Genomic DNA, 13,504 nt, shown 5'->3' on the forward strand with positions numbered 1-13,504 from the left:
AGCTCTAAAGAGAGCGAAACAGCTCGGAAAACCTCGCTTCGTAGCATGAGCCTAACGATTGATACCGCCTATACGCACGGAAGGGTTGTGGGGATAATGGTCAACTATGGGTTTGGTATGCCGACGCGCTTGGTTGCGGATGGGGATGTGGCTCGCTGGTGCGGACGATTGGTCGCTCACTACGGTGGCACCAAGGCGCTGGTTGTGCTGGGCGGTGACAAGCATACGCGCGATGAGCTTGTCTCGGCGGCACTTGGCTCGCTTGATCGAGCCCTACTCGAGCGTGTGCTTTTCCGCTGCGGCTCGTTTGAGGGCGACGGGGGAGACGAGCTGATCGACGAAGCCGTGGCCCTGGCGACCGACGAAGGCGTAAACTTTGTCCTGGCGATTGGCGATGCCGATACTGCTGGCTTTGCGCGCGAGCTCGCGCGTCGCATGGCGGCGCTCGATGCCGACGAAGACGGCTTTGTGCCTTATGGATGCATTGTCTCGGAGGGCAAGGTGCCTGCTGTCGTGGGCACCGGCGAGGTCCCCGTTTTTGCCATTATCGCGCCCGAACTGCTGGAGGACATCGGGTCTCCTCTGCGCGAGCTGCTCGGCAGTGTGTGCGCCGCGGCCTAATATTTACCATAAAGGGATAGGTTATTTTTGGTTGGTAAAGCGTTTGACCTGCCAAAATAAACCTGTCCCTTTTTGGTCGGTTGCCGTTGGGGGGGCGGATTGGCAACGCTCGCTGATTGTAGTCTTGACCTGCGCTAGAATAGGACTATCTGATTATCCGGGCGCATGGAGGCTTGCGCCCGTATGCTGAGGAGGACTTTATGGCAACTGTTGCCGCACCTATCGACGCTACGTCGACCGCCGCTTGGAAGGCGCTCGAGGCTCATCAGGAGAAGCTCGAGGCCGAGGGTATCGACCTCAAGGCCTGGTTCGCCGCTGACGCCGACCGCGTGAACAAGCTGAGCTTTGACGCCGGCGACCTTCACTTCGATCTGTCCAAGAACCTGGTGACCGATGAGACCGTCAAGCTGCTGTGCGATCTTGCCCGCGAGGTGAAGCTCGAGGAGCGCCGCGACGCCATGTTCTCCGGCGAGCACATCAACACCACCGAGGACCGCGCCGTCCTGCACACCGCGCTGCGCCGTCCGGCAAGCGAGAAAGGCCAGCTTATCGTCGACGGCCAGGATGTCGTCGCCGACGTGCACGAGGTCCTCGATCGCATGTATGCCTTCGCCGAGCGCGTGCGCTCCGGTGAGTGGAAGGGCGTTACCGGCAAGAAGATTGAGCACCTGGTGTCCATCGGCATCGGCGGCTCCGATCTGGGCCCGGTCATGGCTTACGAGGCCCTGCGTCCCTATGCCGACGCCGGTATCGACTGCCGCTATATCTCCAACATCGACCCCAACGACCAGGCCGAGAAGCTCAAGGGTTTGGATCCCGAGACCACGCTCGTGATCATCGTCTCTAAGACCTTCACCACGCTCGAGACCCTCACCAACGCCCGCGAGGTCAAGACCTGGATGCTCGAGCAGCTCAAGGCTCAGGGCGCCATCGATGGCTCCGATGAGCAGAACGCCGAGGCTGTGGCAAAGCACTTCGTCGCCGTTTCCACCGCACTCGAGAAGGTCGAGGCTTTCGGTATCGACCCGGCTAACGCCTTTGGTTTCTGGAACTGGGTCGGCGGCCGCTACTCCGTCGACTCCGCCGTGGGCCTGTCGCTGATCGTCGTGCTCGGCCCCGAGCGTTTCCAGCAGTTCCTTGAGGGCTTCCACGCCATCGACGAGTACTTCTGCAACACGCCGCTCGAGAACAATGCCGTCGCGCTGATGGGTTTGTTCAACGTCTGGTACGTCAACTTCTTCGGTTCCAAGAGCCACGCCGTGCTTCCGTACTGCCAGTATCTGCACCGTTTCCCGGCCTACCTGCAGCAGCTCACCATGGAGTCCAACGGCAAGCATGTCCGCTGGGACGGCAGCGCTGTGACCTCCGATACCGGCGAGATCTTCTGGGGCGAGCCCGGCACCAACGGTCAGCACGCCTTCTACCAGCTGCTGCACCAGGGCACCGTGGTGGTCCCGGCCGATTTCATCGCCTTTGCCAATACCGCCAACCCTGCGACCGACAGCGGTCAGGACGTGCACGAGCTGTTCCTGGGCAACTTCCTGGCCCAGACCAAGGCGCTCGCCTTTGGTAAGACGGCCGATGAGGTGCGTGCCGAGGGCACGCCCGAGCAGATCGTCCCGGCCCGCTGCTTTGAGGGCAACCGTCCGACGACCTCGATTTTTGGCGACACGCTGACCCCGTTCGCGCTTGGTGAGCTCATCGCCCTGTACGAGCACATCACGTTTGTCGAGGGCACGGTCTGGGGCATCGACTCCTACGACCAGTGGGGCGTCGAGCTTGGCAAGCAGCTTGCCAAGCAGATCACCCCGGCCTTCCACGACGACGCCGCCAAGGCCGAACAGGACGCTTCGACCCAGGCGCTCATCGAGTTCTACCGAGCTCACCGCAAGTAGGATTCGCTGCGAAAACTAACGCATAGCCGACAAGGGCCCGTATCCGTTGGGATGCGGGCCCTTTGCTATTTGGATAGGATGGAATGTATCGGGAGGCGCCTCGACGGGCATCGCAATCGTCGAAGGCGCGCCGTTCATGTTTGGGACAATATGACATTTTTCCCGTTGCAAACAACGCCGCCGTGGGTGTTCTGTATGATGGCTCAGACAAGGTTGTTCAATGTCAGGGAGGCATATATGGCAATCAAAGCCATCGCAATGGATATCGACGGTACGCTCACCAACGACCAAAAGGTCATCAGCCCGCGTACGCGCGAGAAACTGCTCGCGGCGCAGGAGTCGGGCATTAAGCTTATCTTGGCTTCGGGTCGTCCCGCATGGGGGCTGCATGCCTTGGCGCAGGAGCTCGACCTTCAGAACCATGATGGTCTGCTAGTTGCCTTTAATGGCGCGCACGTCGTCGATGCTCAGACCGACGAGGTGCTGTTCGATCAGGCTATGCCTGCCGACGAATTGCATCGCCTGATTGATCACCTGCGTAATTTTGACGTGATCCCCATCATCTCGCTCGGTCGCGATTTGCACGTCGAGGACTCGTACCATTGCATGATCACGCTGCCTGACGGCTCGCAGAAAAACATCGTCAAATACGAGCGCGATGCGTGCGACCTTAAGATTCGCGAGGTCGAGAGCCTGCATGAGGTCGTGGACACTTATCCCGTGGACAAGCTGCTGACGGCGGGCGATCCGGCCTACCTGCAGGCGCATTACGAGGAGATGTATGCGCCCTTTAAGCAGACGCTTTCGGGCATGTTTACGGCCGACTGGTACTTTGAGTACACGGCGCCCGGTATCGATAAGGCCCGTGCGCTCGAGGGTGCCCTGCCCAAGCTCGGCATCGATGCCAGCGAGGTCGTATCGTTTGGCGACGGCCAGAACGACAAGTCTATGATCGAGTGGGCTGGTACCGGCGTCGCCATGGGTAACGCTGTCGATGAAGTCAAGGCCGTGGCCCAGATGGTGACCGCCAACAACAACGAAGACGGTATCGCGGTAGCACTTGACCAGCTGCTGGGTTAGAATCGCCGATAGTGCATGGTTCGGGCGTCCGCTTGCGGGCGCCCTTTTGTTAGGGAGGGTGCCGTGTCCGCATTTCCGTTCGACGCCGTTATCTTTGACATGGACGGCGTCATTGTCGATACCGAGTATTACTACCTGGGGGAGACTGCCGCGTTTGCCAAGGAGCTTGGGTTGAATCTGACCCAAGAGGAGTTGAACGGGCAGGTTGGTACCTCACATCAGTTCTTCCTGCATATGCTAGTCGATTGGTTTGAGCGCGCCGGTAAAGGGCACTTCACTGGCGAGGAGGCATTGGCCCGTTGGGACGAGTGGGCGCATAAGCGTCCGCGTGACTACCAGGCTTTGATTAACCCGGGCGCTGTGGATACGATTCGAGAGTTGCCGCGCCGCGGCGTTCGCGTGGCGCTGGCGAGCTCGTCTCCCATGGACAGCATCGAGGAAGTACTCGATGCATGTGGTCTGTCGGATGCCTTTGAGTACGTGGTGAGCGGCGAGCAGTTTAAGGAGAGCAAGCCCGAGCCCGACATCTACCTGCATGCGCTGGACCTGTTGGGGCTGCCTGCGGTCCGTTGCTGCTGCGTTGAGGATTCGGTGCCTGGCATCACTGCCGGCAAGCGAGCGGGTCTGACGGTAATCGCCAAGCGCGAGGAGCGGTTTGGCTTTAGCCAGGATGCTGCGGACAAGATCATCGACCAGCTGCCGGAACTGCTTGAGCTTTCTTAGGAGCGCGGTAGTTGCGCGTTTTTCGGGTCTGATGAGTAAATAGCCGACATTTTGGTGCGACACCTAGCATACTTTAAGCTAATGCGGGCTTAAGGACTTGTTGAATGCCCCTAAGTCCGTTTTAGGCTTAATTGTGCTTGGAGAGGGTATATGCCACCGACTGAAGGGCTAACTGACGGTAAAGCAGCGATACCGCTGTACCAACAGGTTATCGATATCATCAAAAACGAAATCAACTCCGGTGCCTACAAGGCAGGTGCGCGGATACCCAACGAATTCGAATTGGCTGAGAGCTATAAAGTTGGCCGCGTTACCGTGCGACGCGCTATTGAGGAGCTCGTCCAACAGGGCTATCTAACGAAGCGACAGGGGAAAGGCACGTTTGTCAATGCCCCCAAGCTCAAGCGCAAGATTCGCCAGAAGGATGACGTCCAGAGTTTTTCGGACGCATGCCGCGTTAACGGAATGGAACCGGGGGCGCGTGTCATTTCGAGAAAGATGCTGCCGGCGGATTCCACCGAAGCACAGTTCTTTGGTGTTCCCGTTGGAACTGACTTGATCTGCGTTGAGCGCGTGCGTACTGCCGATGGCGTCCCTGTCATGCTCGAGAACAACATATATGTTTACGAGGACAACGCCTATCTATCAACGGCACCTCTATCTAACCAATCCATTTTTGAGTTCGTGCGCAACCTGACGGGCCGCACGCCCGCGTTTACCGACCCATGCACGCTTGAGATCGCGTGTGCGTCGCCCGAGGTCGCTCGGTTGTTGGCAGTTCCCGTTGGCGAACCCTTGTTTTATATGGAAGCCTTCTTTTTCGATGAGCAGCGGCGGCCGTTTATCATCGGTCGTCAGCGGATCGTTGGGTCTCGCTACGTTTTTGACATCTAGGACATTGCGTATGAAAGCGCCCGGTGGATCATCTCACCGGGCGTTTCCATACCGTTCACGGCGCAAACGCAACCGTTCAACCGCGTTGCGGCAATCAGTTTGAAATTATCTTGATGGCGAGAAAAGCTGCTGGTAACCTATAGAACGTCATAGAACGTTTGCCTTGTGCAAACGTTGAAGCGAGATGCGATGCAGTCTCGAGTTCTTTGGAGGTATCTATGTCAGATACGAAGGCGAAGAAGACAAACAGACGTTTTAAGTTCAAATTACCGCATGTCTATACGATCATGTTCTTGCTGATCGTTGTCTTTGCGGTCTTGACTTGGATCGTTCCCTCTGGTCAGTATCAGCGCAAGACGATTTCGACAGCGGCGGGCGAGCGTGAAGTCGCCGTTGCTGGAACCTATGAACAGGTCGATAAGAACTACACCGATTCCGAGACCGGCGAGACCATCAATCTGGGGCAGGATATCTTCGCGGTCCTGCAAGCGCCCACTAAGGGCATCCAGGAGGCTGCCGACGTCGTTGCGTTCGTCTTATTGATTGGCGGGTCGTTCGCAATCATCACCAAGACCAACGCTTTGAATGCCGGCATGAGCCGCGTGATTAAAAAGCTCAAGAACAAGGACATCCTCATCATTCCCATCACGATGACGTTGCTGTCCATTTGCGGCACCACGTTTGGTATGTCTGAGGAAGCCCTGCCGTTCTATGCCATCTTCATTCCCATCATGATGGGTATCGGTTATGACTCGATGACGGCATTCATCATCTGCTTCCTTGGTCCTAACCTGGGATATTGCGCTTCGACCATCGATCCGTTTAATGTTTTGATCGCCCAGGGCATCATTGGCATCGAGGGCAATCCGCAACTGTGGCTGCGCGCCGTTTCTTGGGTCATCTTCACTGCCGTCGGTATCGCATGGGCCATGCGCTACGCCATGCGCGTCAAGAAAAACCCCGAGTCGTCCATTACGTACGAGGACGATAAGCTCAAGCGTATCGAGTTTTCCGTGACCGATGCCTCCATCGAGGAAGAGTTCACTACCCGTCAGAAGCTCGTGCTTATCGATTTTGCTTGCGGTATGGGCATTATCGTCTGGGGTCTTGTTACCCAGGGTTGGTACATGAATGAGATTTCCGCCGTGTTCCTTGGCATGGGCTTGCTTGCCGGTATCCTGGGCGGTCTTGACCAGCAGACGATTGCTGAGGAGTTCGTTAAAGGTCTCGCCGACTTTGCGTACGCCGCCATCGTTATCGGTATCGCTCGCGGTATTCTGGTCATCGCCGAGGGCGGCATGATCATCGACACCATCCTCCAGGCGCTCGCTACTGCGCTCGCCGGTGCGCCCGCCGCCGTCTACACCACGTTTATGTATATCGTCCTTGGCCTGCTCTCTTTGCTGGTTCCCTCGAGTTCTGGCCTGGCGGCACTCACCATGCCCGTTATGGGCCCCCTGACCGAGCTCATGGGCCTCAATCCCGAGGCGGCCGTTACCGCGCTCCAGTTTGCCAACCAGACCATCAACACCATCAGTCCCGTGGCGGGCATGACGGTTGCCGGCCTTGGCGTGGCTAAGATTTCGTTTGGCCAATGGTGGAAGACCATTTGGAAGTTCTTCATCTTCATGGTCGTCTTTGGCCTGATCGTAACGGCAATTTCTGGCATGCTTCCGGCGTAGGTGGTTGTGATGTCTGATCGTTTGACGGTCCTGACGTCTAAGAGCGTCTTTACCGGTACGGGGGACCTGCCGTTTGAAGGTTTCGTAGCGGTCCGTGGCAATCGAATTGAGGCTGTTGGCACCAAGTGTGAGCTAGCTTCGTATTTGACCCAGGCGGACGAGGTAGTTGACCTGGGCGACCGCACCGTCATGCCTGGCCTGATCGATGTGCATACCTTCTATACAGGCTGGGCGCTGCGGACGTTGGGGCCTGATCTGTCCGGCATCGCTGATGCCAAAGAGGCCGTGTCGCTCTTGCGTGCATGGAAAGAAGATCATCCGGATTGCGCGGCGGCTTTTGGCCACAACCTACCCGAAACGTTGGCATCGGATGCCGAGAACGCAAATACGGCGGCTGTGTTTGACGATTGTTTTGGCGATATCCCTGTCGTCTGCTTTACACCGGGTGCGGAGACCTGCGTTCTCAATGCTGCCGCCAGTGCGCGATACGGCTTCACACCCCAGGCGTGCTATGCCGAGAAGATCTGGCGCATGATGAGCGATTTCCTCGCGCTGCCCGAGGTACGTGCGGGGTATTCGGACTACATGAGCATGCTTAACGAGCGCGGCGTTACCGCCATCAAGGAGATGGCGTTTGATGACTACTACGGTTTTGCCGACGAAATGGCTCGCCGTGAAGAATCTGGTGAGCTGACGGTTCGCGTCTCTATGATGTCGCAGCCGGTGGGTGCCGGTGCAAATCTGTCGTATGCTCGCGAGGCACGAGAGCGCTTTCGGGGACCGTTCGTTCGTTTTTCTGGCTTCAACCGTATGACCGATCGCGGCGTATGGGCGGGGCTTGCCGAGATGATTGACCCCTATGAGGACACGGCCGATGCGGGAGCTGCCGGCAAGACGGTTGTCGAGGAGCCCGAGTGGGATCTGATTGAGAACGAGCTGCGCGCAATTGATGCTGACGGCTTCCGATATTCCTTGCATTGCCAGGGCGATGGCGCCGTTCGTCGCACCGTGGCGCTCTATGCCTCGCTGCCTCGAGACGAGCATGGACGGTTGCTTCGCCGCCATGCGATTACCGATCTCGAGAACTCTGATCCGACCGATCTTGTCGAGTTTGGCAAGTTAGGTGGAATTTGCGAGGTCTATCCGCAGATTTTGACGCTGGACCGGCGCGAGGATTGCCTGTCGATGATGCGTCGACAAATTGGCGAGACGCGACTTTTGCACAGCTGGAATCGCCGCGGCATGGAAGATTCCGGATGCACGGTGTGCTGTGGTACGGATTTGCCACTGCTGATTCCGAGCCTGGGCGAGTCAATCTACAGCGCGTGCGGTGGATACTTCGACGATGGGCTGCCCGTGAATGAGGCCAACGCGCTGACGCTTGTCGAGCTCTTGCGTGCTTGGACTGCCGGGGGCGCGTACGATCTGATGCGCGAAGACGAACTGGGTACGCTTGAGGTCGGCAAGCTTGCCGATATCTGCGTGCTCGATCGGGATGTGTTCGACCTCGATTATCGCGACGCACGCGATCTTTCGGTTGATATGACGATGTCGGACGGACAAATCGTGTTCGATCGAAATAAGGAGGCATAAGATGTCTGAATCCAAACCGACGCTGCGCCGCGAACAGATTGCGGGCATGAATATCCACTACATCATGTGGTCGCTCGATTACTTCCTTGATGTGCAGCAGCGTTTGGGCTTTGAGTCCATTGAGCTGTGGTGTGCGGAGCCGCATGTGACGCTCGACCACACGGGCTACTTTGAGGCTGAGGTCCTGGCGAAAAAGGCTGCAGACCGTGGGCTTAGGTATCGTACTCTGTGCCCCGAGAATGTTGTCTATCCTTGGCAGTACTGCGCACGCAAACCGCTGCATGAACAGCGCAGCCTGGCGTACTTTAAGCACGGCATTGAGCTTGCCGAGGTACTTGGGTGCGACCGTATGTCCGTCAACTCGGGCTGGGGCGACTGGGACGAGGACCGCGAGGAAGCCTGGAAGCGCAGCCGCGAGCACTTGTCCATTCTGGCGGAGTATGCCGGTGAGCACGGTCTGGTGCTTACGATGGAAAGCCTGCGTCCCGAGGAGAGCAACCTTGTAACGACGGTTTCCGATGCGAAGCGCATGATTGACGAGGTCGCGAGCCCGTACTTACAGCCCATGGTTGATACAACCGCGATGGGCGTTGCGGGCGAGACGCTCGAGGACTGGTTTGCCGCCTTTGGTGATGGGGCAATTCACGAGATGCACTTTATCGACGGTGACCCGTATGGCCATCTGGTGTGGGGCGATGGCAAGCACGATATGGACGCCTTCGTCGCTACGCTTAATGCCCATGGTTTCGATGGCATGCTGGGCCAGGAAATCACGGACGGGCGTTACTACGATGACCCGGCGGCGGCAGATGCCAAGAACATGGCCGCATTCGAGAAATATCTGATTGACTAAACCAACTATCGGCCACGCAGCCAACGTCATTGATTGCGGACCAAACAAGAAAGGAACTGGATATGAACGCACACGATCTGATCAAAGAGGCAATTGCCGAGAAGGGCAAGTTCGACAGCGTCTACTGGATTGCTTGCGGTGGCTCCATGATCGATTTGATCCCGGCTCATGAGCTTCTGCAGCGCGAGGCAACCACCTTCACTTCGTATATCTATACGGCTCGCGAGTTTGATATCATGCGCCCGCGCCGCTTGGGTGAGAAATCCCTGGTCATTGCTTGCAGCCACAGTGGCAACACCCCCGAGGTCGTCGAGGGCTGTGAGATTGCCCTTGCTGCCGGCGCTACGGTGATCGCCCAGACCGACAACGCTGGATCCAAGATTGACTCCGGCAAGTGGACCACGTGGGTCTACCCGTGGGGCGAGGGCGTGCCGCAGGCCGAGGTCCCCGCTGGCATTTCGCTGTCGCTTGCGGCCGAGCTGCTCGATCAGCAGGAGGGCTACGCCGATCTTGCCGATATGTATGCCGGTATCGCCGAGATGGATAAGATTCTTCCCCCGGCACGTGAGAAGGTAAATGCCGAGCTAGGCGATCGTTTTGCCAAGCTTTGCCAGGAGCACGAGTTCTTCTACATTCTGGGCAGCGGTCCCAACTTTAGCCAGACCTACGGTTTCGCTATCTGCTCTCTTATGGAGATGCAGTGGCAGCACTGCAGCTACATCCACTCTGCCGAGTACTTCCACGGCCCCTTCGAGGCTACTCAGGATGGCGTTTTTTACTTCCTGCAGATGGGCTCCAGCGAGTGCCGTGCCATGGACGAGCGCGCCCTTGCGTTCCTTAAGACGCATACCGATACGCTGATGGTGCTCGATGCCAAGGAGTACGGTATGGAAGCCGTGCCGGCGAGCGTCCGTGCCTATCTGGACCCGGTGCTGTTCTACGCCATGAACTGCGAGCTGCGTGCTGCACGCGGCAAGGTGTTTGATCACGATCCCGATTTCCGTCGCTATATGGGTGTTGTCGAGTACTAGAAGGGGCAAAGGCCATGGCATTTAACGTTAACGCGCTCGGATTTGGCGACAACGTCGTCGATCGCTACGAGCATATCCACACCATGTATCCCGGCGGCAATGCGGTGAACTTCGCCGTTTATGCCAAGAAATGCGGTGCCGCACGCTCTGCATACATGGGCATTTTTGGCAATGACGCCGCTGCCGAGCATGTCATTACAAGCCTCGAGGATGAGGGTATCGAGCTTGACAAGTGCGAGCAGATGATTGGCGAGAACGGAGCGGCTCGCGTGACCGTCGTTGACGGTGACCGTGTCTTCCTCGGCTCCAACGAGGGCGGTATCCGTGGCGATGCGCGCTATGTTCTCGATCGCTTTGACCTTTCGTACATGAAGCAGTTCGATGTGGTTCATTCGGGCAACTATTGCTTCACCGAGCGCGAGCTGCCCAAGTTGAAGGCTGCGGGCGTCACGGTCTCTTTTGACTTTTCGGACGACTCCACCGACGAGTACTACGAGCAGATTGCGCCCTATGTCGATTTTGCTTTCTTTAGTGCGGCGGATGCCGCGAGTGAGGACGAGATTCGCGAGCGTCTGGCATGGGTGAAGGATCTGGGTCCGCGTTTTGTGTCGGCTACGGCGGGCGCCGAGGGCTGCATCGCTTACGACGGCGAGCGTTATTACCGCCAGCTGGCTAAACCGGTAACGGACATGAAGGACACCATGGGGGCGGGCGACTCGTTCCTCACCTCGTTTTTGATGTGCTATCTCGATTCCGCCAAGCGTGGTGAGGGTGGCGCCGAGGCCATCGAGCGCGCGCTCGACTTTGCTGCCGGGTTTGCCTCGACCGTGTGCGGCATGGAAGGTTCTTGGGGCCACGGAGCACCAATCGTCGAATAGCTTAAGAAAGCGTACGGCGGTCTGGCTATGAGGCCTTGGACAGCCGATGCAAAACAATAAGCGAAACGCGAAAAGGGGGCTCGCCATGTGGTGGGTCCCCTTTTGAACATTGGAGAAGACCATGGGTATTAAAGCGTGTGCGGCTGGTTTTTGCTGTGCGGACGTCTATCAAAACATCGGCGTGTTCTATCCGACTGGTAATGGCATTGACTGGGGTATCCATCTTGCACGAATGGGCGTTTCGGTATCCGCCGTGTCGGTTGTCGGCAAGGACGAGTACGGAGACAAGATGAGAGAGGCGCTGGCCGCCGAGGGGTTTGATATCTCTCATCTGCGGGTGGAGGATGGCGACACCTCGGTGATGCTCATGGCATTGAAAGACGGCGTCGATCGCGTGCATCTCGAGGCAATCGATGGCGTAATGGAGACATATCGTCCGAATGAAGATGACCGGGCGTTTATCCTAGAGCATGACATCATTCATACCGACCTGTTTGGCAATTGTTTGGACCTCCTGCCCGAGTGGCATGATGCGGGCAAGACGGTGGTTATGGACTTCTCGGTGTTCAGCCAGGATCCCGAATATGCCTGCGAGAATCATTTTCCCTACGTTGACTACGCATTTATGTCGTTTGAAGATGACACTCCGGAGCTGCGGGACTGGGTACGTCACGCGCAGGAATTGGGGCCGCGCGTTGCGGTTGCCACGCTTGGCGAGAAGGGAAGCATTGCCTATGACGGTGAGCGCTTCTATGAGTGCGGGATCGTGCCGGCGGAGAAGGTCGTTAATACCGTGGGTGCCGGCGACTCGTATATCGCCGGGTTTACCAAGGGCGTGATCGATGGCCTTGATATTCCGGCGTGTATGAAGGCGGGCGCTGAGCTGTCGTCCCGAGTGATCGGTTCGTTTGAGCCGTACTAGGGTCAAATGCCTGGAAAGGAGTACGAAATGGTTATCGACATGTTGGTCCATCCTATGCTCTACGGCGAGATCTGTACGCCGGGTGATGAGCCTGATGGATTCGGTTTTTGGTCACGAGAATTTGGTATGGGGCATATGGGCCCCATGGATTGGGATGAGCTTCAAGTCGAGATGGACGTCTGCGATGTGCAGAAGAGCGTGCTCATGCCGCTCGATGTAACCACGGCATGCGGAGGGCACTTTGGCACCAATGACCAGATTGCCATGCTGGTTGCCGCACATCCCGATCGTCTGTGGGGATTTGCGAGCGTAGACCCGCAGGTGAGCGGTGCCGCAGACGAATTGGAGCGCGCCTTTACCGAGTTGGGGGCAAAGGGGCTTTGCCTGCATCCTGCAAAGCAGGGTTTTGCCCCCGATGATGCTGTGGCCGAGCCGCTTTACGAACTGTGCGAGCGCTATAACAAGCCGGTGGTTTTCCATGCCGGTATGTCTTGGGAGCCGGGCGCAGAGCTCTCGCGCAGTAACCCGCTTGCATTTGAGCACACAATCGCAACGCATCCAAATGTGCGTTTTAGTTTGACCCATTTTGGCTGGCCCTGGGTGCGCGAGACCGTGGCGATGCTGCTCAAGTATCCCAACTGCTACGCGGACACCTCTATCACTTACATCGATTCGCCCGAGGAGATGATGCAGCGTCTTTTCACGGTCGATATGGGGCCGCTGTGGTATGAGCGCGCGCTATCGCACCAAGTGATGTTCGCCAGCAATACGCCGCGCTTCCGTGCATTCAAACTCAAGCGGGCGCTCGATACCGTGCCCATGCGCGATGATGCGCGAGAAAGGCTCTACTGGGGTAATGCCCTGCGTTTTCTTGAAGGGGATGAGTGAACATGGTGACGCTCGAGACATTGAGCTATCTATCGACTGCTCCGGACCAGTTCATCGATATTACCGAGGACGTGCACGCTGCCATCGAACGCAGCTCGGTGACCAATGGCTTGGCGGCGATTATTTTGTCGCATACGACCTGCGGAATCGTGGTAAACGAGGGGCTGCCCTGCGTGGAGACGGATCTTATGGAGACGCTTGATCGCATCGCCCCACTCGATGCCCCCTATGCGCATGCACACTTCCTGCCGAGCTATGGAGCCACCGGTAACAACTCCTGTGGGCATATCAAGAGCATGATTTGTGGAAACAGTTGCTTCTTTCCCGTCCAAGATGGCCACATCGTGTGCGGAAGTGCCCAGAACATCTATCTTGCGGAGTTTGACGGTCCGCAGAAGCGAAAAGTGTACGTCGAGGTGCTGGGGGAGTAACGTCCCTGCAATA

General features: G+C 57.6%; 13 protein-coding genes. All 13 read left to right on the top strand.

Features of this window, described 5'->3' with window-relative positions:
* The first annotated feature begins 96 nt into the window (after window positions 1-96).
* Window positions 97-621 (top strand): iron-containing alcohol dehydrogenase, encoded by a 525-nt coding sequence (locus tag DW754_RS04340; protein ID WP_158561608.1) that lies wholly within the window; start codon window positions 97-99, stop codon window positions 619-621.
* 200 nt (window positions 622-821) lie between these two features.
* The gene (pgi, locus tag DW754_RS04345) at window positions 822-2,516 is read left to right on the top strand and encodes a glucose-6-phosphate isomerase (protein ID WP_117637472.1); all 1,695 of its coding nucleotides are present in this window, start codon (window positions 822-824) and stop codon (window positions 2,514-2,516) included.
* A 237-nt stretch (window positions 2,517-2,753) separates the two neighbouring features.
* Complete coding sequence (locus DW754_RS04350) at window positions 2,754-3,596, top strand: Cof-type HAD-IIB family hydrolase (RefSeq protein ID WP_187361818.1); 843 nt, start codon at window positions 2,754-2,756, stop codon at window positions 3,594-3,596.
* 63 nt (window positions 3,597-3,659) lie between these two features.
* Window positions 3,660-4,319: an HAD family phosphatase gene (locus DW754_RS04355; protein WP_316242585.1), complete on the top strand. Its 660-nt coding sequence runs from the start codon at window positions 3,660-3,662 to the stop codon at window positions 4,317-4,319.
* A gap of 150 nt (window positions 4,320-4,469) precedes the next feature.
* Entirely contained in the window at window positions 4,470-5,213 is a 744-nt protein-coding gene (locus DW754_RS04360) for a GntR family transcriptional regulator (RefSeq protein ID WP_117716558.1), read from the top strand.
* A gap of 218 nt (window positions 5,214-5,431) precedes the next feature.
* Entirely contained in the window at window positions 5,432-6,895 is a 1,464-nt protein-coding gene (locus DW754_RS04365) for a YfcC family protein (RefSeq protein ID WP_117716559.1), read from the top strand.
* Between the two features lie 9 nt (window positions 6,896-6,904).
* Window positions 6,905-8,488 carry an amidohydrolase gene (locus DW754_RS04370; protein ID WP_117716560.1) on the top strand — a complete coding sequence of 528 codons (1,584 nt, stop codon included), beginning with the start codon at window positions 6,905-6,907 and terminating at the stop codon, window positions 8,486-8,488.
* A gap of 1 nt (window position 8,489) precedes the next feature.
* On the top strand, window positions 8,490-9,341 hold the full coding sequence (locus tag DW754_RS04375; RefSeq protein WP_117629752.1) for a sugar phosphate isomerase/epimerase: 852 nt from the start codon (window positions 8,490-8,492) through the stop codon (window positions 9,339-9,341).
* Window positions 9,342-9,403: 62 nt separating this feature from the next.
* A complete protein-coding gene (locus tag DW754_RS04380) occupies window positions 9,404-10,372 on the top strand; it encodes an SIS domain-containing protein (protein WP_022094440.1) in 969 nt (322 codons plus the stop codon).
* A gap of 14 nt (window positions 10,373-10,386) precedes the next feature.
* Complete coding sequence (locus DW754_RS04385) at window positions 10,387-11,250, top strand: PfkB family carbohydrate kinase (protein WP_117716562.1); 864 nt, start codon at window positions 10,387-10,389, stop codon at window positions 11,248-11,250.
* A gap of 121 nt (window positions 11,251-11,371) precedes the next feature.
* Window positions 11,372-12,172: a fructoselysine 6-kinase gene (gene frlD / locus DW754_RS04390; RefSeq protein ID WP_117637477.1), complete on the top strand. Its 801-nt coding sequence runs from the start codon at window positions 11,372-11,374 to the stop codon at window positions 12,170-12,172.
* 27 nt (window positions 12,173-12,199) lie between these two features.
* Entirely contained in the window at window positions 12,200-13,060 is an 861-nt protein-coding gene (locus DW754_RS04395) for an amidohydrolase family protein (protein WP_233508867.1), read from the top strand.
* A gap of 2 nt (window positions 13,061-13,062) precedes the next feature.
* Window positions 13,063-13,491, top strand: a complete 429-nt coding sequence (locus DW754_RS04400; protein ID WP_006234356.1) for a secondary thiamine-phosphate synthase enzyme YjbQ — start codon at window positions 13,063-13,065, stop codon at window positions 13,489-13,491.
* Window positions 13,492-13,504 lie beyond the last annotated feature (13 nt).

It is taken from the genome of Collinsella sp. AM29-10AC (assembly GCF_003469085.1).
Lineage (GTDB): Bacteria > Actinomycetota > Coriobacteriia > Coriobacteriales > Coriobacteriaceae > Collinsella.